The sequence below is a fragment of the Paenibacillus sp. P5_B5 genome, from assembly GCF_056400365.1.
Map to the genome: position 1 here is coordinate 111,299 of NZ_JBFULK010000013.1, position 22,233 is coordinate 133,531.

25 protein-coding genes and 3 tRNA genes are annotated in these 22,233 nt (G+C 39.8%); 11 read left to right on the forward strand and 17 right to left on the reverse strand.

Going from position 1 to position 22,233, the window contains the following annotated elements; translation table 11 throughout:
* Window positions 1–10: 10 nt before the first annotated feature.
* The 5 genes from AC1DOK_RS17305 to AC1DOK_RS17325 form a co-directional block, all read right to left on the reverse strand.
* Entirely contained in the window at window positions 11–1,021 is a 1,011-nt protein-coding gene (locus tag AC1DOK_RS17305; RefSeq protein ID WP_477555552.1) for an ABC transporter permease, read from the reverse strand.
* Window positions 1,022–1,067: 46 nt separating this feature from the next.
* Window positions 1,068–2,165, reverse strand: a complete 1,098-nt coding sequence (locus tag AC1DOK_RS17310; RefSeq protein ID WP_477555553.1) for a mandelate racemase/muconate lactonizing enzyme family protein — start codon at window positions 2,163–2,165, stop codon at window positions 1,068–1,070.
* Between the two features lie 29 nt (window positions 2,166–2,194).
* Window positions 2,195–2,956 (reverse strand): SDR family NAD(P)-dependent oxidoreductase, encoded by a 762-nt coding sequence (locus AC1DOK_RS17315; protein WP_477555554.1) that lies wholly within the window; start codon window positions 2,954–2,956, stop codon window positions 2,195–2,197.
* Window positions 2,957–3,103: 147 nt separating this feature from the next.
* Window positions 3,104–3,805 carry a GntR family transcriptional regulator gene (locus tag AC1DOK_RS17320; protein WP_477555555.1) on the reverse strand — a complete coding sequence of 234 codons (702 nt, stop codon included), beginning with the start codon at window positions 3,803–3,805 and terminating at the stop codon, window positions 3,104–3,106.
* 185 nt (window positions 3,806–3,990) lie between these two features.
* Window positions 3,991–4,179, reverse strand: a complete 189-nt coding sequence (locus AC1DOK_RS17325; protein WP_477555556.1) for a hypothetical protein — start codon at window positions 4,177–4,179, stop codon at window positions 3,991–3,993.
* A 333-nt stretch (window positions 4,180–4,512) separates the two neighbouring features.
* Here AC1DOK_RS17325 and AC1DOK_RS17330 point away from each other — a divergent pair, with 333 nt between their 5' ends.
* The gene (locus AC1DOK_RS17330) at window positions 4,513–4,680 is read left to right on the forward strand and encodes a Spo0E family sporulation regulatory protein-aspartic acid phosphatase (RefSeq protein ID WP_477555557.1); all 168 of its coding nucleotides are present in this window, start codon (window positions 4,513–4,515) and stop codon (window positions 4,678–4,680) included.
* A 79-nt stretch (window positions 4,681–4,759) separates the two neighbouring features.
* Here AC1DOK_RS17330 and AC1DOK_RS17335 read toward each other — a convergent pair whose 3' ends face one another.
* Window positions 4,760–5,146 (reverse strand): hypothetical protein, encoded by a 387-nt coding sequence (locus tag AC1DOK_RS17335; protein ID WP_477555558.1) that lies wholly within the window; start codon window positions 5,144–5,146, stop codon window positions 4,760–4,762.
* 123 nt (window positions 5,147–5,269) lie between these two features.
* On the opposite strand from AC1DOK_RS17335, the gene AC1DOK_RS17340 reads away from it, so the two are divergent.
* The 5 genes from AC1DOK_RS17340 (at window position 5,270) to AC1DOK_RS17360 (ending at window position 8,639) form a co-directional block, all read left to right on the forward strand.
* Complete coding sequence (locus AC1DOK_RS17340) at window positions 5,270–5,569, forward strand: YmaF family protein (RefSeq protein WP_477555614.1); 300 nt, start codon at window positions 5,270–5,272, stop codon at window positions 5,567–5,569.
* Window positions 5,570–5,899: 330 nt separating this feature from the next.
* Window positions 5,900–6,076 (forward strand): YjfB family protein, encoded by a 177-nt coding sequence (locus AC1DOK_RS17345; protein WP_477555559.1) that lies wholly within the window; start codon window positions 5,900–5,902, stop codon window positions 6,074–6,076.
* 264 nt (window positions 6,077–6,340) lie between these two features.
* A complete protein-coding gene (locus tag AC1DOK_RS17350) occupies window positions 6,341–6,427 on the forward strand; it encodes a putative holin-like toxin (protein WP_477555615.1) in 87 nt (28 codons plus the stop codon).
* A 361-nt stretch (window positions 6,428–6,788) separates the two neighbouring features.
* Window positions 6,789–7,031: a 3-dehydroquinate dehydratase gene (locus AC1DOK_RS17355; protein ID WP_477555560.1), complete on the forward strand. Its 243-nt coding sequence runs from the start codon at window positions 6,789–6,791 to the stop codon at window positions 7,029–7,031.
* 435 nt (window positions 7,032–7,466) lie between these two features.
* Window positions 7,467–8,639, forward strand: a complete 1,173-nt coding sequence (locus AC1DOK_RS17360; protein ID WP_477555561.1) for a hypothetical protein — start codon at window positions 7,467–7,469, stop codon at window positions 8,637–8,639.
* Between the two features lie 104 nt (window positions 8,640–8,743).
* On the opposite strand, the gene AC1DOK_RS17365 is transcribed toward AC1DOK_RS17360, so the two are convergent.
* Both AC1DOK_RS17365 and AC1DOK_RS17370 read right to left on the reverse strand, forming a co-directional pair.
* A tRNA-Leu gene (locus AC1DOK_RS17365) sits at window positions 8,744–8,829 on the reverse strand.
* A 165-nt stretch (window positions 8,830–8,994) separates the two neighbouring features.
* Window positions 8,995–9,168: a transcriptional regulator gene (locus AC1DOK_RS17370; protein WP_477555562.1), complete on the reverse strand. Its 174-nt coding sequence runs from the start codon at window positions 9,166–9,168 to the stop codon at window positions 8,995–8,997.
* A 240-nt stretch (window positions 9,169–9,408) separates the two neighbouring features.
* Between AC1DOK_RS17370 and AC1DOK_RS17375 the strand changes: the two genes are divergently transcribed.
* The 3 genes from AC1DOK_RS17375 (at window position 9,409) to AC1DOK_RS17385 (ending at window position 10,819) form a co-directional block, all read left to right on the forward strand.
* Entirely contained in the window at window positions 9,409–9,603 is a 195-nt protein-coding gene (locus AC1DOK_RS17375) for a DUF6199 family natural product biosynthesis protein (protein ID WP_477555563.1), read from the forward strand.
* 254 nt (window positions 9,604–9,857) lie between these two features.
* Window positions 9,858–10,301 (forward strand): carboxymuconolactone decarboxylase family protein, encoded by a 444-nt coding sequence (locus AC1DOK_RS17380; RefSeq protein ID WP_477555564.1) that lies wholly within the window; start codon window positions 9,858–9,860, stop codon window positions 10,299–10,301.
* Window positions 10,302–10,657: 356 nt separating this feature from the next.
* Complete coding sequence (locus tag AC1DOK_RS17385; protein WP_477555616.1) at window positions 10,658–10,819, forward strand: PLD nuclease N-terminal domain-containing protein; 162 nt, start codon at window positions 10,658–10,660, stop codon at window positions 10,817–10,819.
* Between the two features lie 369 nt (window positions 10,820–11,188).
* Here AC1DOK_RS17385 and AC1DOK_RS17390 read toward each other — a convergent pair.
* The 3 genes from AC1DOK_RS17390 to AC1DOK_RS17400 all read right to left on the reverse strand — a co-directional run bounded on the left by AC1DOK_RS17390 (window position 11,189) and on the right by AC1DOK_RS17400 (window position 11,634).
* Window positions 11,189–11,262, reverse strand: a tRNA-Ile gene (locus AC1DOK_RS17390).
* A 56-nt stretch (window positions 11,263–11,318) separates the two neighbouring features.
* Window positions 11,319–11,395 (reverse strand) — tRNA-Met (locus AC1DOK_RS17395).
* Between the two features lie 74 nt (window positions 11,396–11,469).
* The gene (locus AC1DOK_RS17400; protein WP_477555565.1) at window positions 11,470–11,634 is read right to left on the reverse strand and encodes a hypothetical protein; all 165 of its coding nucleotides are present in this window, start codon (window positions 11,632–11,634) and stop codon (window positions 11,470–11,472) included.
* Between the two features lie 246 nt (window positions 11,635–11,880).
* On the opposite strand from AC1DOK_RS17400, the gene AC1DOK_RS17405 reads away from it, so the two are divergent.
* Entirely contained in the window at window positions 11,881–13,260 is a 1,380-nt protein-coding gene (locus AC1DOK_RS17405) for a dipeptidase (protein ID WP_477555566.1), read from the forward strand.
* A 16-nt stretch (window positions 13,261–13,276) separates the two neighbouring features.
* The gene (locus AC1DOK_RS17410; protein ID WP_477555567.1) at window positions 13,277–13,522 is read left to right on the forward strand and encodes a hypothetical protein; all 246 of its coding nucleotides are present in this window, start codon (window positions 13,277–13,279) and stop codon (window positions 13,520–13,522) included.
* A 59-nt stretch (window positions 13,523–13,581) separates the two neighbouring features.
* Here the strand turns inward: AC1DOK_RS17410 and AC1DOK_RS17415 are convergent, their stop codons facing one another.
* From AC1DOK_RS17415 to AC1DOK_RS17440, 6 genes are all read right to left on the reverse strand, one after another.
* Window positions 13,582–14,805, reverse strand: coding sequence for an S-layer homology domain-containing protein (locus AC1DOK_RS17415; RefSeq protein WP_477555568.1), 1,224 nt, complete (start codon window positions 14,803–14,805; stop codon window positions 13,582–13,584).
* Between the two features lie 180 nt (window positions 14,806–14,985).
* A complete protein-coding gene (gene pyrE, locus AC1DOK_RS17420) occupies window positions 14,986–15,630 on the reverse strand; it encodes an orotate phosphoribosyltransferase (RefSeq protein WP_477555569.1) in 645 nt (214 codons plus the stop codon).
* A gap of 35 nt (window positions 15,631–15,665) precedes the next feature.
* Window positions 15,666–16,406, reverse strand: coding sequence for an orotidine-5'-phosphate decarboxylase (gene pyrF / locus AC1DOK_RS17425; RefSeq protein WP_477555617.1), 741 nt, complete (start codon window positions 16,404–16,406; stop codon window positions 15,666–15,668).
* A gap of 118 nt (window positions 16,407–16,524) precedes the next feature.
* Window positions 16,525–19,743, reverse strand: coding sequence for a carbamoyl-phosphate synthase large subunit (gene carB / locus AC1DOK_RS17430; RefSeq protein WP_477555570.1), 3,219 nt, complete (start codon window positions 19,741–19,743; stop codon window positions 16,525–16,527).
* Window positions 19,730–20,902 carry a glutamine-hydrolyzing carbamoyl-phosphate synthase small subunit gene (gene carA / locus AC1DOK_RS17435; RefSeq protein ID WP_477555571.1) on the reverse strand — a complete coding sequence of 391 codons (1,173 nt, stop codon included), beginning with the start codon at window positions 20,900–20,902 and terminating at the stop codon, window positions 19,730–19,732. Before carA ends, carB begins: the two co-directional genes overlap by 14 nt.
* Window positions 20,903–20,928: 26 nt before the next feature.
* The gene (locus tag AC1DOK_RS17440) at window positions 20,929–22,215 is read right to left on the reverse strand and encodes a dihydroorotase (RefSeq protein ID WP_477555572.1); all 1,287 of its coding nucleotides are present in this window, start codon (window positions 22,213–22,215) and stop codon (window positions 20,929–20,931) included.
* Window positions 22,216–22,233 lie beyond the last annotated feature (18 nt).

Consider the following 22,233-nt stretch of genomic DNA (forward strand, 5'->3'; position numbering starts at 1 on the left):
ATATCACTCCTCAGCTATGTCTCAGCGAACTATACTTTATTCGTAAACTCTCTGCTATGACGGCAAGCATGATAATAGCACCAAGGAAAGACTGCTCGAAGTAAACATTTGCTCCAAGCATAATGAGTCCATTATTAATCAATGCAATCATTAATGAACTTGCGAATAGTCCTATTGCACTTATAGCTCCCCCATTAAGGGCAGTTCCCCCAATGACTGCAACAGCAAAGGAAATAATCATCCAATCGCTCCCTGTTGCTGGTGTAGCAGAACCCATTCGCGATATCCAGAGCAGACCAGCAATAGCAGCAAAAATGCCCGATAAGACATTGGCTAACATAACGATCTTATCTGTCTTTATTCCCGAATATCGAGCAGCTACCATATTACCTCCTGTTGCAAGAATCTGCCTTCCAATAACTGAATATTTAAATATAAACCATAGCAAGACTAACGTTATGATCATAAGCCAGAATAAGTAGGATAATCCAAGAAAGGCTTCCCTTCCTAGAAAAGTAAATCCTTTTGGAATATTCGTATAGGGATACCCCTTTGAAATTCCGAAAACTAAACCTGTGAATATAAATGAAGTGGCAAGCGTTACAACAAAAGAGTTTAATTTTAAGCGAATAATAACAATCCCATTAATGAATCCGGCTAATGCACCGACGATTAATGCTAAGATGATTGCTGCCCATCCGGGTAATCCCATCGTATGCATGGCATAACCAGCGGTAACGACAGAGAGACCTCCAATCGCACCCAGAGAAAGATTCATACCACCAACAACAAGAACAATGGCTTGACCAAGAGCTACAAACAAATATAAAGAAGTAGTTCTAGAAATATTAAAAAGGTTATAGGAAGATAAAAAACTCGAAGATCCTACTGCAAATACGAGAAACAATATTAAAGATGCTAGAACTACACTCGTATCACTTCGTTTAAGGAGAGTTAATATAACTCCTTTTATTTGATTTCTATTTTTGGATTCCAAGACCGTGTCTGAATTATTCTCCATAATTTCCCCTCCGGTTAATTACTTCATTTATAAAGTGAGATGTAACTCATTTCACCCTATATTGTTCGAAATAATGCGGTATGATTTCCGTAGAAGCTCCAGGCAACTGCGGTAATTGATAGAAACCGTTCGTAACAGTGGCCGGCTCGACAAAAATGTGACGAATCCAAGGAATATACTCCAGCATGATCGCTCCAGGCGTTGCCGCAACTAAATGCTGATGAATCTGACCCATATCACCGACATGCGGACAAATCGGCACATCATAAGAAGCAGCCAGACCCGCAACCTGCATCCACTCGGTTATGCCTCCAACTCTCGTAACATCAACTTGACAGTACTCTAAGGCACCTTGATGAATATAATCGCGGAACGCATATTTCGTATAAACGTGCTCTCCTAGTGCAATTGGGACGTTTAATTCATCCGCCAGCTTCTTGTGCCCCATTATATCGTCCGGATTAAGAGGCTCTTCTAACCAGAACAAATCGAATTCCTCTAACTTCTTCCCCCATGTCATAGCGGTATTAATATTCCATTGCTGGTTGACGTCAATCATGAAGATAACATCGTCTCCAATCGCTTTGCGAACCAGTTTGCAGCGCTCGTAATCCTCGCGTGGATCCGGTTTTCCAACCTTGATCTTGACACCTTTGAACCCAGACTCAACAATCTCGGTCACGTCCGTCAGAAGACGTTCCATACTCCAGTTAAGCCAGCCACCATTCGTATTGTAGGCTTTAATTTCCTTGGATTTGTGACCTCCGAGATATTGCCACAATGGCATATTCACCGCCTTGGACATGATATCCCATAACGCGATATCCACCGCTGCGAGTGCCATATGAGTGACACCAGCACGGCCTATCCAGTGCATCTTACCGTAACGCAGCTCATCCCAGATTTGCTTCACCATATACGGATCTTTGCCGATTAACAGCGGAGCATAATAATGATCGATTGTGTCTACAATCATTTGGTCACCATGAGCGGTTGTACCGGTATACCCATATCCGACATGTCCTTCATCCGTGTAAATTCGAACTCCAGCAAGTCCCCAATGCGTAGCCACATTAATCGCGTCTGTGATCGGGGGAGTAATCGGTACATGTAAAATGAAAGTTTCTACTTTGGTTATCTTCATCTTTAACTCTCCTTTTATAATAATTCTGATTAATAACCTAACGACGCGCCTCCATCAACAGGAAGGGCAACACCGGTAATAAATGAGGAATCTTCGCTAACTAAGAATAAAGCAGCCTTGGCAATTTCTTCGACTTCAGCCGGACGGCCGAGTGCATGCATATCGTTGAGAACCTGTATCATATTAGCAGGATCGTCCTGCTGTTCAATCCACTTATCAAGTAACGGCGTCTTAACTCCAGCAGGGCATATACAATTGACTCGCACTCCGTCTATTGCATAATCAAGAGCCAAAGATTTAGTTAAAGCAACAATTCCACCTTTGGTTGCCGCATAGATAGGATTCTGCTTTTGCCCGACTAACCCGTTTAAGGAAGCCATATTTACAATCGAACCTCTTACTTTTTGCAAATAAGGAATTGCATGCTTGATTAGGAATAGAACACCTTTTAAGTTAATATCGATCAATCGGTTGATCTCATCCTCAGCGAATTGCTCCAGCAATTTCGGATTAATCGTCGCTGCATTGTTAAATAGAATGTCAATCTTCCCAAATTGCTGAATGACCTCCACGACCAAAGCCTGTACGTCCGCTTCCTTAGAAACATCTGTTTTGATTACGATAGCGCTTCCAATTCCAGCCGCGATGTTACCTGCAACCCTTCTTGCTTCCGCCTCGTTAACATCCACGATCACAACTTTCGCGCCTTCCTTCGCAAATAACATGGCCGCAGCTTCACCGATTCCGGATGCCCCACCAGTAATGATGGCAACTTTGTCATTTAACCGCATGTTTTCACCTTCTAATTCGATATAATGGATGTTTGGATTAGCTCTTTCTCTTCTAAAACCAAGGTCATCAAAACTTATTTTAAATTCTAATAATTCAGTTAATTAAACTGATGGAGTTCGCTCGAAGGAAGCAAACTCTCATACAGCTTATACTTTCGTCTCAAAGTCTCCTTCGGACACCAGATCAATTAATGCAGCATGTGTCCGTGCTCGCGAAGCTTCTAGATGGGCTTTCATCGTCGAAACTGACCGTTCTGCGTCACGCGCCACCAATCCGCTAATGATAGCCATATGTTCTTGCCATTCCAGTTGAACAAACTCAGATTCGATATCATAGTGCACGTAACTTAAGTATCGTTGAATCCGCTCAATATAAGTATGTATAAGCATCGATAGCATTTCATTGCCGCAATGTTTCAAGATCATTCCATGAAGCCCATCGTTCAACAATGATACGAGCTCCAGCTTTTCTTCCATACCTAGATTATCGGATACCGCCCATAGCTTCATTTGTCTTACTAAACTATCGAGTTCCTCTTCGGGAATAACCTGTACCGACTTTCTCACAGCAGTACTTTCAAGTGCGATACGTAGCTCATAAATCTCATCTAATTCCTTAATAGACATGTTCATAACAAACATTCCTTTAAAGGGCACCGTCTGTACAAGCCCTTCAGCCGACAGCCTGGTCAATGCTTCACGAATAGGGATGTTACTTACTTCAAGGTCTCTTGCCAGTTGATCGATGTTGATCTTGCTGCCTGCGGTAAGTTCGTGAGTGTTAATCTGTCTTTTCAATATTGAATAAATTTCATCCGCCAGAACAAAGCGACTTAATCCCTTTTTCAAATTCCTCCACTCCTAAATAATAAATCGTGTATGATTACATGATACATTTTATTAGAATCAAAAGCAACTAATATTCATTCTTACTTTCCGCACGAAAATATTAGGAATTTAAAAGAAGTAACATCAGAAATACATCAAAAACAAAAAAATCCCTACCGACCAATGAAGGTTAGTAGGGATTGACTTTATTTAAGCTTAAACACTTGGTCTATCTGACTAACTGCGATATAAGTAAAACCATCCGTGTGTCTTAATTTTATGTAGCCATTCTCATATCGCTCAGCTATGCCTATAACCGTTCTTCTATCTTTACACATGATATGTAGCTTTCTACCATTTACCGCTGCTTGTTGAAGTGACACATGACGTTTCATTATGATCATCCTCTTCATCGGTTTATATTTAGATTCGACATATTTCGCTATAATCCTGCAAAATAATCCAATGAAAAAATATCTATTATGTTAAAACGATTGTAATGTAATAACTATCGCTGCAACTCTAATAAAAATCCCACCAGCCGAAGCCATGGGAATAGTTCTTATGAGCTTTATGTTATGAACCATTTCATAATATAGCGAAACCTAGCGCCTTGATTGGCGTGATGGTCGCGGATATACGCTGTACAGTTGTCTGATGTAAAATCGAAGCTAAATAATTTCTTCACTTGTGGGAAATCTAATCAGAAACCACAATGGAGATGTATTATGACTTCCAATTTAAACAAGATTATTCAACAGATCGAAGAACTTAGAAGAGAGTTAAATGCAATAGTACAAAACAAAGAATTAACCGATCCAGAGGTAATAGCAGCTAGTAAAAATTTAGATGAAGCCTTAAATGAATATGATCGTTTATTAAAGAAACAGTCTTGATATTATCTTCGAGTAAAGCAAAAAATCCCTACCGACCAATGAAGGTTAGTAGGGATTTCTTATAATATCTATTTTAATGTCATTTTATCCTGAAAATTCTTTTTAAAAAATATGAGTTAAGAAAATAACCCCATACTATTCCGCCTAATAAACCTGCATAATTAGCACCATCAATATTTTCTGATACCCTCAGCATATCCCCAACAATCCAACCCATAACTCCCCAACATGATAAAAACACTAACGATATAATAAAGTCGATAATAACTGAATTGGTGCAGCGATAAATTATCCATATAATCACAATTGCAATAGCGCAATATATAAAATTCCACATTGATTCATATTCTATTCCGTAAATCCCGAAACAACAAGGTATCATAACAAAGTTACCAAAAAAACGTGAGTTTGCACCCTTTTCAATTTCATACTCGAACAGCATATCTTTAAGCTGTCTCTTGTCCATGTGGTTCACTCCAAACCTGACAAATTTTCAGAATTATATAAATTATTTGATAACCAATTTTAATATAAAAGATGTAAGTTACTTCGTCAAGCCTCGTATCATGAAAACAATTCCCACCGACCAATTATCACCATTTATTTACTCATTAGATTAGCAGAAGAAGGTGAGGATAGACATAATCATCGTTTTGCAGGTGTTACCGGTCAAGTCATACCAGTAGGAAATAGTCATGTTCATGAAATAGATCTCACGCATACCGATTTCTTGGACCATTTTCATAATCTCAAAAAAATAAGGACAGGACGTGCAATTCCAGTTGGTAATGGTAAGCATGTACATTTTGTAACAGGAATGACTACACTAAATGATGGTCATTTACATCAGTTCAATTTCGCTACATTAATTCAAAAACCACTTGTATGAATGAATTATATGTTTGTTCAAAGCAAGCAATAGCACCATAATGGTATTATCCCCTTTAAGTAGACAGTGAGAAGAAATCGCACTACAGTTAACTTAAAGGGGGCAAAGCGGCAAAGGACCAACGAATACATCATCTTAGAGTAACTCTCTTCACGATTCGATATAACCCTGTTATGTCACTAAGCAGGCATCTCACGCAGTGGTTACCACAAATGGTTTCAGAATAGAGATGCATCAAAACACTAATCCTCTAAGTCAATGTTAATGTTAATATTTCAATCGCTACTTACCGATAAATAGATATAGTTACTTTACTAGGAGGTAAACAACATGGATATTGCTGCACTTTCTTCTGTAATGGCTCAATCTAACTTATCACAAGCTGTTGGGATCTCTGTTCTTAGAATGTCAAAAGATCAAGCTGCTCAAAATGGACAAGCCCTCGTTAATATGATGGAGCAGAGCGTCCAATCACACTTAGGTGGCTCACTCGACATCAAAGCCTAGTTCTACAAGCTTAGGAGAGGCATTATTGTCTCTCCCTCCTATTAAGGCAGATCACATACCGAATGATTCAATGTTTTGCGGCACTCTTCCCTCTAAGTAAGACCGTAGCAGCTTCAAGCTACCTATTGCATTATCGAATTATGTAGAACAAGCTCTTGCAAAAATAGTTCCTAATGCTCTTCCATAAATATCCATTATTGTATAGTATTTTTAGTATATCTTGTACAGTGGTAGACGGCTCTTCTGGGAAGGAGGAAGCTGTTAATGGATGTATTTCAGACGCTTTCGATTATGTTTGCATTTGGGTTGTTTATACTCACTTTGTTAGCCTACATTGAAAAGAAGAAATAATCCAATTGGTCTAGTTTTGGTTTGAACCATACTGGAATACAATCTGCCATATACAAGATTAACTACGAGTTGGATCTGTTTGGATCTGACTCCTAGTTCTGTTTATTTCGCAATCTAATTATATAATTCTTAACTTCTATACTCATGTCCGTTTCCTTTCTATCAAAATCAGCATCTATTAAATTAGATTGATAGAATGTAGGCTTTATCGTATTTGAAGATTTCTGTAACTACTCATCCAATTCCGTATAACTTTACTGGAATAATGATACTTCTTTAACAATTATTCATGCTTCCTTAAGCTTATTTTAAGGTATCTATGGTAATTTATAATTACTAATCATAATTATTGGAGGTACATATGAAAACATCAACATCAATCAAGTTTCAGAACAAATCAATTCCCGTTTATATCGAACCTTCCGTAACTACTAAATCAAATGCAGTATCTCTTTTAGTTGAAACATTAAACAGAAAATTCGTTTCTGGTAAACGTGCAATCAAACAATGTTTAGATACTTTAGTGTCCATTGAAATTATTGGATGCGAGGCTATTTTACACAGTAAACGAGAATTTGATTCACTTGCAATCTCTCTTTATTAGTACAAAATTTCGCACTATCTCTCATATACACCCCTTAATAATTCATGTTGCCATAAGGCTACATGAACTGTTAAGGGGTATTTTCTTTATATTATGAAGAAATTGTAGGCAATAGACCATAGATTGTTGATAGGTAACTTACGAATGAACAAGAAAGAGAATGTATAAGATGGGAGTAAATTGCGTCCTGTCATCATAATAGGGAGCGTCTGGGTGCATGATAAAATCGCAATACCGAATCCAAATAAGGATGTTCGCCAAGTTGCTGTGAACATAGAGTTCGAACGTCCAAGTAGCTTTCCCATATAGGGTTCAATCATTTTGGTTGAATGATACAAATATTTTATTCGATAATGGCGAAAACTGAAGATAGAACTTGAAGTTAAAGTTTAAGTTACAGTACATAATCTACAGATAATCAGCTAGGAGTAACATATGAGCCCATACATTAAAATGACCAGGTTAATCTTAATGATCACTATTCTATTCGGCATCAATCCTAATTTAAGTGTCGCTAAGCAAACCCGTAAAGACCCTACAATCCATATGATCGTGAGAACCTCCCCAGATGCTGCGTACACAACTCAAACACAGTTCCACAACGCAAATCTCATTCGGGAGCTAAGTAAGCTTTCGGATGGTCTAATTGCTCCGCTTACATTAATGTCCGATACGGTCATTCACTTTCATGTAAATAACGAAATTCGTGAATATGAGGTTACTGCAGGTGGGATTGTATTCAACAGAAAACAACAATTAATGTATCCTCTTTCACCCCAAGCAACTAATCAACTTAAAGAGGAAGTTGTTCGGTTAAGGAGTAAACACTATGGCAAATTAATCCCTTGGGATCAACTAAGAACAGAAATACCTAAATTCGCTAAGTTCAGTATTACGGATCTTGAAACTGGTCTTTCGTACGAAGTACAACGTAGAGCTGGTAGCTCACACATCGATGCGCAGCCCCTAACCAAAAAAGATAGTGCCAATATGAAAAAAATATACAAAGATAAATGGAGCTGGAGTCGACGAGCCGTTCTCATTAAGTACAAGGAGCATACATGGGCAGGCTCGATCAATGGTATGCCACATGGCGGCGACGGTATTCCAGACAATGCATTTAGTGGACATTTCTGTATCCATTTTGAAGGGAGCCATACACATAAGAATAACAAGCTGGATTTAGCACATCAGATAATGAATTATAAAGCGGCTGGAATGCTCGAACAGTATGTTGAACATTTATCACCTAATCAGATTGCTGAGCTATGGATGGTTGCAATTAACGAACAGGATCAAGCTTTATTACATGCAGTAACCTGGCTAGGTAACCCATCTCATGAACAGCAAATGTTTCAAATTACGGCAGCTGCTTCTGCTCAAGTTCACACCAAACCACTAAGAGCCAAAAAGAAAACAACTAAGAAGACAACAAAGAAGTCAATTAACAAAACAACTCCAAAAAGCTCCTTATATCTTACGGCAGTTGTTCCGGTGAGAGCGACTTATACACTTCCAAGCAATAAGCCAATTAAGGGTGTCCTTCAGTTACGTATGGTCCGCACAACGCCAATGGATCGCTGGGTTATCTATCAAATTGATAAATAATTAATCATTAACGACTACTAAATAATAAATTGTCCATAACGAAAATGACCCTCTCTTTATTTGATGAAACAAATAAGGAAAGGGTCATTCTATCGTGTTCATAATGCCGAGAACCGGAATCGAACCGGTACGGTAGTCACCTACCGCAGGATTTTAAGTCCTGTGCGTCTGCCAGTTCCGCCACCCCGGCTTAGGTAAACAAATTGTAACAACGAGATTTATTATATGTCGATTCGCTAAAAAAATCAAGCTTTTATTATAAAAACATATTTTTCCAGTAAATAGATATGCAAAAAGTACTCAAACCTCGAGTACTTTTTTAATGATGAGGAAGTCTGACATGAGGTATATCACCTTATGATGAATGAGTTATTTTTGCAAATACACCATAAACATGCCCGCATTCATCACAATATGCTACTTCGAACCAAGGCTCTCCATCCTCACTGTATACATTTCCTTCATCACATGTAATATACTCAGTTCCTCTTACACCGCAATTGGGACACTTAGGTTTTGCATCTGCCATCATATCACCTCCATCAACATCAAAATTCGACATCAGGAAGTTTTTTCCTCTATAAAGAAGCTAATAATCACATCAATTGCCCTCCATCTATATAAATAAAAAGAGCCGCACTAGGCGACTCGGTATACGTATTTAATTCTTCATACGATTACTTTCACGGTATTTTAGAATTTGCCTACACTCTCCCATTAGTAACTTTTTTCCATTCGTTTCGTATATAGCACTATAGGAGGCGATTAAATGAATGGTAATGCAATATTACTTATTATTATCGCTATGATTGTGAGTGGATTTGCTATCATATACCCTAATTCATGGGTGTTTAGAAATTTTGGTGAGAAACCAAGTGATACCCGTATAGCAATAACGCGATTTGGTGCAGTAGTCGTTTTAATAGCAAGCATAATTTCCTTGGTGGTTGGTCTATTGCCTTAACTTGTTTTTTAGGGAAGACGGAGTGTTAAGTTCCTTCTCCGAATGATTTTACGGCTCTTATCTATTCGGTCGATACGATGCCCTTCGGCCAATTGCTTTACGCTATATCTTCTTACTGCGAAGCTACTAACTACACTTTACAAGTGAAATTCCTCTTACTTTTATTGTCAAACAAAAAAAATAGCACAAATGTTCGTATAAAGGTATAATCGTGGTATAATAGCGGTATATTAATGTCAAAGGAGTCTTACCTTATGAGTCAAAGAGTTTCCTACTATGATGTTGCACCTGATGGTATGAAAATTATGATGGATATGGAGAAGTACACCAAAAAGTCTACAATTAATCGAACTACAAGAGAACTTATCAAAATTAGAGTTTCTCAAATTAACGGGTGTGCCTTCTGCATAGATATGCATACATCCGATGCTCGTAAAATGGGTGAAACCGAACAACGAATTTATTGTTTAAATGCTTGGAATGAATGTACTTTTTATACACCAGATGAGAAGGTTGCTCTTGAACTAGCTGAGCATATTACTCTAATCCCTACCAAAAGAGTTCCTGAAGAACTATATAAGAGAGTACGTGAACAATATGATGAGAAACAATATGTTGACCTTGTTCTAATCATCAATCAAATCAACAGTTGGAATAGAATTTCTATTGCAATGGGTAACATAGCAACTGAAAAATAATTGCCCTCAACGAACATCTTTTGGTGTTCGTTTTTCCTTTTTTTACTTTGCATTATGTTCTACTGTGTTTTTGATCTTGCTTCGTGACGACCGAATTACCCAAGCCGTATAAAGGTTTAAGGGTTATATCCACCAATTGTTCCCAAGTTACGGTATCAGAGCATACCCCTTAACGGCTAAAATTAACGGATAGGGACTAGTGACGGCTTTAATTTTTCCCCCTCCCTATGGTTAACCACTATATTTTCGAAACTTTCAAAAAATTAAATCGTATTACTATCTAACAAATAAAGTAAGGTGGTAAATTCATGTCATTTATACCTTTTTTTGGTTTGCTATTTGTTCTTATAGTTTTCATGCTGCATATCGCTTCATGCGTTTTCGTATACCGTGATTGCATTAAGAAACGTAGAAGCCCTGAGTTTGCACTCTTGGCTGTTTTAGCGGTATTATTCTTTCCTGTCATGGGCTTGGTTGTTTATCTTATAATCCGCAACTATTCAAATTCCAGATACTAAGTTTACCATCTCGGCATTTCCCCCCTATGTCTGATTACAAAAGTCTCTCCGCTTATTTGGATTACTGTAGGCTTGTCCTTCTTCAACTTAAGAATTATGACTACTGGACGGTACTTGTCGCCTTTGACTTTAGTGTCCTAATTTCAAAAAAATTCCTATGATACAGAAAAGACAATCATGGAAGTAAGAAATATATAACGTTTTATGAAGGTTTTAAATCAGCTGGGTACAACTCGGAGTTTGCAAGAAATATTAATGGGATATTACGGAGATTTTAAAGCTCGCTCATATATTAATCTATCATTCTAACATCTACTACTCTAGCAAAAAAAGAAAAGAACCCTTGATAGATAAGGGTTCTTCTCGGTATGGGCCCTGAGGGACTCGAACCCCCGACCAATCGGTTATGAGCCGACCGCTCTAACCAACTGAGCTAAGGGCCCAAAACAGTTTGTCACCGTATATAAACGGACAAAACTACAATGGATAAATGATGAATTGGTTGCGGGGGCAGGATTTGAACCTGCGGCCTTCGGGTTATGAGCCCGACGAGCTACCGGGCTGCTCCACCCCGCGTTATTTCGTCTCGCAATATTAGCGACGCAGATAAATATACCAAGATGCTTAAGCATTGTCAAGGGATAATGTAATTATAAACTAAAACGAACGCCAAATCGCCCTTTTCTGGATTTATATACCTGAACTTCATGTGGGCAATCATACCCGTAAATCCACCAGTCCTCCTCCATTCTTTTGGCTAAACAGCCTGCTTGAAATTTACTGTCATAAAGTTTTGCCCAATAAATCCAGTCCACTTGTCTTCACTCCATATTTACTATACTTTGGTATCTATAGATTAACCTAAATTAAACAATCTTATCGAAAATTGGTACATGCAATTCATTTTTTTCTTTATGTTGAAATTGTCGTTATGATAAATTTTCGTTATAATAAGACAATAGTCTGAGGCACTAGAACGAATGGTTTTTTACTTTGCTTAATGAAGTCCTTTAGGGATATAATAATGGATGATTTTTGATTTTATTAAAGGAGGTCATAACATGGATAACAAACTACTTACATACTTATCAGAACATCGCAATCAACATATTGAAGAGCTTAAAGCATACATAAGAATTCCTAGCGTAAGTGCACTTACCAAACATAAAGAAGATATGTATGCATGTGCTGAGTGGATGGCAAATGCCTTACAGAACGCTGGACTCGAGCAAGTTGAGATTATGCAAACTCCCGGTCATCCGATTGTTTATGGAGAATGGCTACACGCTGAGGGCAAACCTACAATCCTTGTATATGGACACTATGATGTACAGCCAGCAGAACCGCTTGAATTATGGCATTCGGAACCATTTGAGCCCGAAATTCGTGGCGATAAGCTGTTTGCACGTGGTGCTACTGACGACAAAGGACAGTTATTCATTCATGTCAAAGCAATCGAAGCATGGTTGCAAACCTACGGAACTCTACCTGTAAATATCAAGTTCTGTATTGAAGGCGAAGAAGAAATTACTTCTCCGAATTTGGCACCTTTCATTGAGAAACATCAAGATAAATTAAGCTCAGATATCGTGCTTATTTCTGATGGACCCATTATTGCTGACGGTCAGCCTTCTATCGAATATGGACTACGCGGTATGGCGGGATGCGAGATTAAGGTTCAAGCATCTAACACGGACCTCCATTCCGGATTGTTTGGTGGCGGTGTACCTAATGCGATTCATGCATTAACAGATATCCTGAGCTCCTTCCATAAGGACAACGGTGCTGTTGCGATCGATGGCTTCTATGACGGTATCGAACCGTTTACAGAGGAAGAACGTGCCGCTTCAAGAGCACTGCCGATCGATGAGGATCAAATTCGTGAAGGCCTGGGTCTGTCTGCTCTCTATGGAGAAGAAGGTTTTTCTTATTACGAGCGCACTACCTCTAGACCAACAGTAGAAATCACATCAGTTACAGGTGGTTTCCAGGGAGAAGGCATTAAACCAATCATTCCAAGTAAAGCTTCTGCCAAAATCGCTTGTCGTATCGTACCACCACAAGTTCCTAGTGATATCCTAGATAAGCTTGAGAATCATGTTCACAAGGTATGTCCAGTCGGTGTTACAGTGACAGTTGATAAATTATTGCGCGGTAATGCATACATAACGCCAATCAATCACCCTGCTATTCAGGCTGCTTCTGACGCATATGAATATACGTATGGTAAACCAGCGCTTTATACGCGCGGTGGAGGCTCTATTCCAATTGTAGAGGTATTCTCTCGTGTCCTTGGTGCAGCTGTTGTCTTAATGGGCTTTGGACTGCCAGACGAGAACCTACATGCGCCTAACGAGCACTTTGATTTAAGGAACTTTGATAAAGGGATTGTAACCGTATGTAAATACTGGGGAAATATTGCTGAATTGAAGCCTGAATAAAGGAGGAGACTTAGCCTTGCAACCTTACATGGATATTATTACGATTATCGTTCTGACCGTCCTAATTGTTGGCGTACCGGTTTTAATTGGTAAACTTCAATCAGCCTCCACTCAAAAAATCGCTCTAGTCATTGCATTTATCGTGGTGCTGACATTCCTAGGCTATCAATTGCTTGGAGCAAGCAAAATGTTCTATCCATTCGTCGTTGCATTCGCAATTGAATGGAGCTGGCGCTACTGGCGCGAGAAGAAGAACAGCTAGTTTCTATAATTAAACATAAACGACTCCTTCAATCGTGAGGGAGTCGTTTATGTTTATTCTTATTTAGTCTGAAGGGCTACTTCAGGCAACGTAACGTCTAGTACCTGATTATAATCATAATATTGAATGCTTGTTTCAACCTCAATTTGTTTGAACGGAACTACGCTTGTGTTTGGCATCCCATTTCGTATAGATTGTACCCAATCAACCCTCGTTAATAAATTCGATTCAACGTCAATATAAATAATACCATTAATGGCGAGTGACAAATTATTCGTTGCTGACGAATTAAGTAACTCATCAATTTGATTGTTATCTCCAATTGTAGAAGTTAAGAACCCTGAAATATTAGAAATAGTGGGTAATGATCCAAACACTTGAATCTTATGGATCTTCTTTCCTTTGATCACTTCGGTCCCTAGGCTGCGATAAAAGTAATATTGATCATTAATAATCTGCTTCGGTTTTGAAGCTTCCATTTGAATACTCATCAACTGTTCAAAATTAAAAGGCATTACATCGATCCCTTTTATCCAGTTGGACTTTGCTTCTTTCATATTCGAATTATTCATTTTAATATAATTGCCGCTAGGTACAATGTATTGTTCCATCTCAATCCCTTTGACTGTTTCCTTACTTGGATAGCTGATGACTGATTTCAAGTGAAATCCTTTATCCTTATGAAATTCAGTTAGAGTTGTGGATTCAATACCTGTTATTGGTGTAGTTGAGGAATTAGAAGTGAGCTGATAATTCTGAATTTGTTTCGTATTCGTTTTATAGGAAGTAATCACTTTCATATGTTGATTGCGAGCGTCCTTAAGATTCTGAATTAATGACCGATCATTTTCTAATACGGTTCTTATCACCTTAGTTGCCTGATCTGGATCCACTTTGCCATTACTACTAAATGTCACTTGAAACTCAGTTTTCATTTTTTGAACAGCTACTTCATCTGCGATTCCTAAGAACCTGGCTAGCACATAATCAGCGTCAACCGCGTTAATTGCTTCTTGCAAACGGATAGTCCCGTCGGGATAGCCGTATATAATTTTACGTTCGGTTAATGCCCTTACCGAGTCTCCATAGACAGATTGCTCTTCAACATCCACTGGCAATTTAGCCACCGGATATTCAGGCTTCAGCTTCAAGTAGTCCGTAATTGCCTTAAAAAATTCACCACGCGTCATAGCATCTGTCTGAGCTTGTACACTACTTGCCTGTAGAGTTCCGAGAACAATTACGAATACAATAACAGAAAGACAGGATACAATTTTCTTCACATATTCCCCTCCTACAAGTTTTACAAAAAAATGATCCTTATTAGAAATTTAATTTATTTTAGCATAAACAGAATACTTTGCCTATTCGAATCAATTTCATAACTGATCTAAATTGATTCATTCATAAGAAAATACAAAAAAGCCAGAACAATCGTTCTGGCTCATTGATTACTTTATTTATTATACGCCAAATTCAGCTGGATTAGCTCTCCAAGATTGCAGCAGTGCAAGGTCTGACGCTTGAATTTTGCCAAGCTCTACTGCTTCTTCAAGCAATACACTATAGTTAGTAAGTGATTGGAGAGGAATACCGGCATCCGTGAAGGATTGAATAGCCTTCTCTAGTTGGTAGGTGAATATAGCCACTACAGCCAATGCTTGTCCACCAGCTTCATTAACAGCAAGCGCTGCTTTCAATGAAGAACCACCCGTCGATATCAAGTCTTCAATTACTACAACCTTCTGACCAACACGTAAAACACCTTCAATTTGATTCTCTTTACCATGCCCTTTAGCTTTATCACGGATATAGATCATCGGTAAGCCTAGCTTCTCTGCTACCCATGCAGCATGTGGAATGCCTGCTGTTGCAGTACCTGCAATCACTTCTGCTTCTGGATAATTCTCTTGAATAAGCGTTGCAAAGCCAGAAGCAATTAAATCACGAATTTCTGGAAAAGACATCGTTAAACGATTGTCACAATAGATAGGTGATTTAATGCCAGAAGTCCATGTGAAAGGCTGGTGTGGACGAAGCGCTACAGCTTCAATCTTCAGTAGGGATGCTGCAATTTGCTTAGCAAGTTCATTAAGTTCTGTTGTCATAAAAACAGTCACTCTCCTCGAAATATTGGATTCAATTATGCGCTCAGAATCGATGTGATAATCGACTCAAGAGCAGTTCTTGGTTGTTCTGCTGCTGTAATAGGTCTTCCAATCACGACGAAGTCTGTACCTTCAGAGAACGCTTGTCGTGGCGTCATGATCCGTGTTTGATCGCCTACGTCTGACCCAGCAGGTCTAATACCTGGTGTCACAGTTATGAAGTTACTACCGCATGCAGCTTTAATCGAGTTTACCTCAAGTGGAGAGGCAACGACACCATCAAGTCCTGCTTCCTTGGTAAGCTTCGCGTAGCGAATTACCGAGTCTTCCACAGAGCCAGTGATACCAATCTCTTCATTAAGCACTAGTTGGCTAGTTGATGTAAGCTGTGTAACTCCTATGACGATTGGTTTATGGGAGCTTGCGCTAAGGCCAGTTAAAGCTTTATCCACGCCTTCAAGCGCATATTCCATCATCATTTTGCCTCCGCCTGCGTGTACATTAAACATATCAACACCAAGCTTCGTAACACTTTCGGCGCCACCTTTAACAGTGTTTGGAATATCATGCATTTTGACATCGAGAAATACTTTGTAGCCTCGATCTTTCAGCTTAGCTACGAAGCTAGGTCCTGCTGCGTAGAACAATTGCATACCTACTTTCATATAACACGGTATGCCACTTAATTGCTCAATTAAACGTTCAGCTGCATCGCTATTCGGGTAATCAAGTGCAACCATAATACGTCCGGCAACTTCATCAACAGTCATGTTCATCTTCGACATCGTTATTTGCCTCCTCATATTCACAATACAAGCGGGCTGCATGGCTATTCGCGACATCTTGCTGATATCGTCAAGCCATACTCACCCGCTTTAATTACCCTGTTACATTTTAAGATTGTTTTAGATGTATTGGCATTGCTTTAGAAGTGAAGTTAATCGCTTCTAACATGTGCCATAAAGCTCTGAATGTATCTAAGGAAGTCAGACATACAACACCATTCTCTGCTGCTTCACGACGAATACGGAATCCGTCTCGTTGTGGAGTTTTACCTTTAGTTAATGTGTTGACAACGATATGTCCTTCGCCACTGCGAATCATATCAAGGATATTCGGTGATCCTTCACTAAGCTTATTGACTGTGTTAACGATTAAGCCAGCTTCTTCGAATGCTTTAGCTGTACCGCCAGTTGCAATAATCTTGTAGCCAAGACTTGAGAAGCCACGGAAGATCTCAATTGCTTCTTCTTTATCTTTATCGGCAATAGTTGCAATAATGTTACCAGTTGGCGGTATTTTCATACCTGCACCAACCAAACCTTTATAAAGGGCTTTTGCAAAGTTCACGTCGCGTCCCATTACTTCACCTGTTGATTTCATCTCAGGTCCGAGTGTTGTATCAACACGGCGTAGTTTAGCGAATGAGAACACAGGAACTTTAACTGATACACAATCATCCTCTGGCCATAAGCCAGTTGAGTAACCCATCTCCGATAGCTTTTGACCCATAATGACACGAGTCGCTACATTCGCCATTGGAATATTCGTTACTTTGGACAAGAATGGTACTGTTCTTGATGAACGTGGATTTACTTCAATCACATACACTTCGTCCTTATAAATAACGAACTGGATATTCACAAGACCTACAACTTTGAGTTCAAGTGAAATTTTGACTGTTACATCGATGATCTTCTGTTTAATTTCATCTGATAACGATTGTGGAGGATACACTGCGATCGAGTCACCTGAGTGAACCCCTGCACGCTCAATGTGCTCCATAATTCCTGGAATAAGGACAGTTTCTAAATCACAGATCGCATCAACCTCTACTTCTTTACCAAGCATGTAGCGGTCAATCAATACGGGGTGTTCTGGATTAATCGTTACTGCGTACTCCATGTAGCTTAGTAGCTCTTCGTCAGAGTATACGATTTCCATCGCACGTCCACCTAGAACATAGGAAGGACGAACCAGTACCGGATATCCGAACTTCGAAGCTGTTCCTACTGCTTGGTCAACTGAAGTTACAGTGCCACCAGGAGGTTGTGCAATATTAAGGCTTGTAAGCAAAGCTTCAAATCTCTTACGATCTTCTGCTTTATCAATGGAGTCTAGATCAGATCCTAAGATACGAACGCCTGCTTTGGACAATGGTGCAGCAAGGTTAATCGCTGTTTGTCCACCGAATTGTACGATAACACCGAATGGTTGCTCACGTTCAATGATGTTCATTACATCTTCAAAGAATAACGGTTCAAAATAAAGTCTATCTGATGTGTTAAAGTCTGTTGATACTGTCTCCGGGTTGTTATTAATAATAACAGCTTCATATCCAGCAGCTTGAATTGCCCATACCGCATGTACTGTGGAATAGTCGAACTCAATACCCTGTCCAATCCGAATTGGTCCTGAACCAAGCACAATCACTTTCTCTTTGGACGACTCCATTACCTCATCTTCTTGCTCATAAGTGGAGTAGTAGTAAGGTGTTGTAGCTTCGAATTCAGCTGCGCAAGTATCAACCATTTTGTAGACCGGTTTAATTCCTTTACTAATACGATCTGAGCGAATTGCCGCTTCGTTCGTAGCAGAATGAAGTCCAGCAAGCGTGCGAATTTCTGCGATTGCACGGTCTGTAAATCCCATACGCTTCGCTTCAAGCAGAAGCTCAGGTGTTAATTCCACAGCCTTAAGCTGTTCTTCGAATGTAATCATCTTATACAGCTTCTGTAAGAACCACCAGTCAATATTCGTAAGCTCGTGTAGCTGTTCGATTGTATATCCACGACGATATGCTTCTGCGATAAGGAACAATCTCTCATCATCAGGCTTCTTCAGACGTGAATCAAGTGTTTCTTGATCAATCAAATCTGTCTCCTTCAAGAATAGACGGTGAACACCGATCTCGAGTGAGCGAATAGCTTTGTGAATAGATTCTTCAAATGTACGTCCGATCGCCATAACTTCGCCGGTTGCTTTCATTTGAGTTCCAAGCTTACGATTAGCACTTGTAAATTTATCGAACGGCCAACGTGGAATTTTCGAAACGATATAATCCAGTGTAGGCTCGAAGCATGCATATGTTTGTCCTGTAACAGGGTTAATTAGTTCATCAAGCGTATAACCAATCGCAATCTTCGCTGCCATTTTCGCAATCGGATATCCAGTTGCTTTAGAAGCAAGTGCAGATGAGCGACTTACACGCGGGTTAACTTCAATTACGTAATATTGGAATGATTGCGGATCAAGTGCGAATTGTACGTTACAACCGCCTTCGATATTAAGCGCACGAATGATTTTGAGTGAAGCAGCACGTAGCATTTGATATTCACGATCGGATAGCGTCTGGCTCGGCGCAACTACGATTGAATCACCTGTATGTACGCCGACTGGGTCGAAGTTCTCCATGTTGCACACAACGATACAGTTATCGTTAGCGTCACGCATAACCTCGTATTCAACTTCCTTCATACCTGCGATACTTCTCTCAATTAGGCATTGGCCGATTGGTGAGTAACGAAGACCTGATTTAACAATCTCAACAAGCTCTTCCTGTGTATCACAAATCCCGCCACCTGTTCCACCAAGCGTATAAGCCGGACGAACTATGATCGGGAAGCCAATTTCTTCAGCAAAATCAACCGCTTCTTGTACTGTTGTTACAATTGTACTGTCAGGTACAGGCTGCTCAAGCTCACGCATAAGCTCGCGGAATAAGTCGCGATCCTCTGCTTTCTCGATTGCAGTTAATTGAGTACCAAGAAGTTTCACATTCTCGTTCTCTAGAACACCTGCGCGTGCAAGCTCAACTGCCATGTTAAGTCCCGTTTGACCACCAAGAGTTGGCAATAAACCATCTGGGCGTTCTTGACGAATAATTTGGGTTACGAATTCTAGCGTAATAGGCTCAATATAAACTTTATCCGCCATATTCGTATCTGTCATAATTGTTGCCGGGTTGGAGTTGATTAAGACAACCTCCATCCCCTCTTCCTTCAATGCTTGACAGGCTTGTGTACCTGCATAGTCGAATTCTGCTGCTTGACCGATGATAATCGGACCAGAGCCGATCACTAATATTTTCTTAAGCTTATTATTTTTGGGCATAGTGAAGTTCTCCTTCCGCAGACTGTGTTTTATTCTTCTGTTGCCAAGCTGCAAGCATTTGCGATTGACGAGGTGCCTCTGGATTCTGAGCTTTAGAATCACGAATCATTTGAATGAAATCATCGAACAAGTAGGATGAATCAAATGGTCCAGGAGCCGCTTCTGGGTGATATTGTACTGAGAATGCAGGATGCTTCTTATGACGTAAGCCTTCGATTGTACGATCATTGTTGTTAATATGGGTAACAATCAAATCTGTTCCTTCTATTGAATCAGTCATAACCGTATAACCGTGATTCTGTGAAGTAATATAGCAACGTCCTGACTGAAGATCTTTCACTGGGTGGTTTCCACCACGATGACCAAACTTAAGCTTCTCTGTATCTGCACCGCCTGCTAAGGCGAACAATTGATGTCCTAAGCAAATCCCGAAGATCGGAAACTCACCAAGCAGCTCTTGAATCATTGTTACGCCATGAGGTACATCCTTCGGATCCCCAGGGCCATTGGATAGTAGAACACCATCAGGTATCAATCTGCGAATTTGTTCAGCTGTAGTATCCTGTGGCACTACAATCACATCACAACCACGTTTGGACAAATCACGAATAATTCCGCTCTTCGCGCCGTAATCTACAAGCACGATTCGCTCTTTAGTTCCTGGAGCACTGAATACACTCTTCGTGGATACACGTGCTACTTGATCGATCATCAGCTCTTTTGCGTTCAGCATTTGTTGAAGTTCAGCAACTGAGCAATCAGCAGTAGTTAGAAGGCCTTTCATAACACCGTACTGACGAATTTTACGTGTTAGCATTCTCGTATCAATATCTGAGATACCAGGAATACCATATTCCTTCAATAAATAATCTAGTGTTAACTGCGATCTCCAGTTACTTGGTGATTCCTCATGTTGTCTTACAGCAAAGCCATGTATATAGGGACGCATTGATTCAAAATCGTCGCGTGTAATTCCGTAGTTACCGATTAATGGATAAGTCATTGTAACGATTTGTCCACAGTAGGAAGGATCTGATAATACCTCTTGATAACCTGTAATACCTGTATTGAATACAACTTCTCCAACGGAATTACCTTCCGCGCCGAAAGATTTCCCGACAAACAACGTGCCGTCTTCAAGTAGTAACTTTGCCTGCATCCTGTTCAGCTCCTTTATATAGAGGTCTATTCCGACCAAACGATTTTTCCACTTACCATAGTCATAACCGGCCATCCCTTAAGCTTCCAACCTACGAATGGTGTATTACGACCTTTACTTAAAAATTCATCCGGATTTACTGCTTTCTCTGTTTCTAAGTCAACAATAGTTAAATCCGCTTCTTGACCTACTGCTATCTGCCCCCAAGGTAAACCGAATACTTCAGCAGGTTTTATAGTCATTTTATCGAGCAAAAATGATAGAGTCCATCGGCCAGTTGCGACAAATTTCGTATACATGAGCGGAAATGCTGTTTCAAGACCAACAATTCCGAATGGAGCTGCTTGCATGCCCTTGGCTTTGTCTTCCTCGCTATGAGGCGCATGGTCTGTAACGATAATATCAATCGTGCCATCTTCAACTGCTTGAATCATAGCTTCAACATCCTTTGCAGAACGAAGAGGTGGATTCATCTTCCAGTTTGCATCAAGCTCAGGGATATCTTCCTCAGATAGTAGTAAGTGATGCGGACAAACTTCGCCAGTCACATGAACACCAACTGCTTTACCTTGTCTAATTAATCGAACCGATTGCTCTGTAGATACATGACATACATGGTAATGAACGCCTGTTGCTTCAGCTAGTAGAATGTCACGACCTACATGGATCGCTTCAGATTCATTAGGAATCCCTTTAAGTTCATGCTTTGTTGCAAAAGAACCTTCTGCTACTGGTGCTCCAACTACAAGTGAATCATCTTCACAGTGAGCAATGATTGGCATGTCCATTGACTTCGCAAGACTCATCGCATTCTTCATGACCTGAGCATTCTGTACACCCACTCCGTCATCCGTAAATCCAATTGCTCCCGCTTCTTTCATCGCCTGAAAGTCTGTTAAATCACGGCCTAGCTCGTTCACTGTGATACTACCATAGACCAGTACTCTTACACCGTTTCCTTCAGTCTCTGCTTTATCTTGTACAAATTTCACAGTTTCAGGTGTGCCAAGTATCGGTCTTGTGTTAGGCATACAAGCGATTGCCGTATAACCACCACGACCAGCGGATCTTGTACCTGTTGCAATTGTTTCTTTATATTCAAATCCAGGTTCACGTAAATGTACATGCATATCGATAAATCCTGGAGATACTAACTTATTTAGAGCATCAATCACTTCATGTCCTGTTGTGTCAGGCATTCCAAGGTCACCGTTATTGATTGCTGCAATTTTGCCATTTTCGATCAAAAGATGCTTTGTTACTTGCTTGTTATCAGCTTCAACTACTGTTCCGTTTACAATCCACGTGCCCATGTTTTGCCTCCTAAGTTC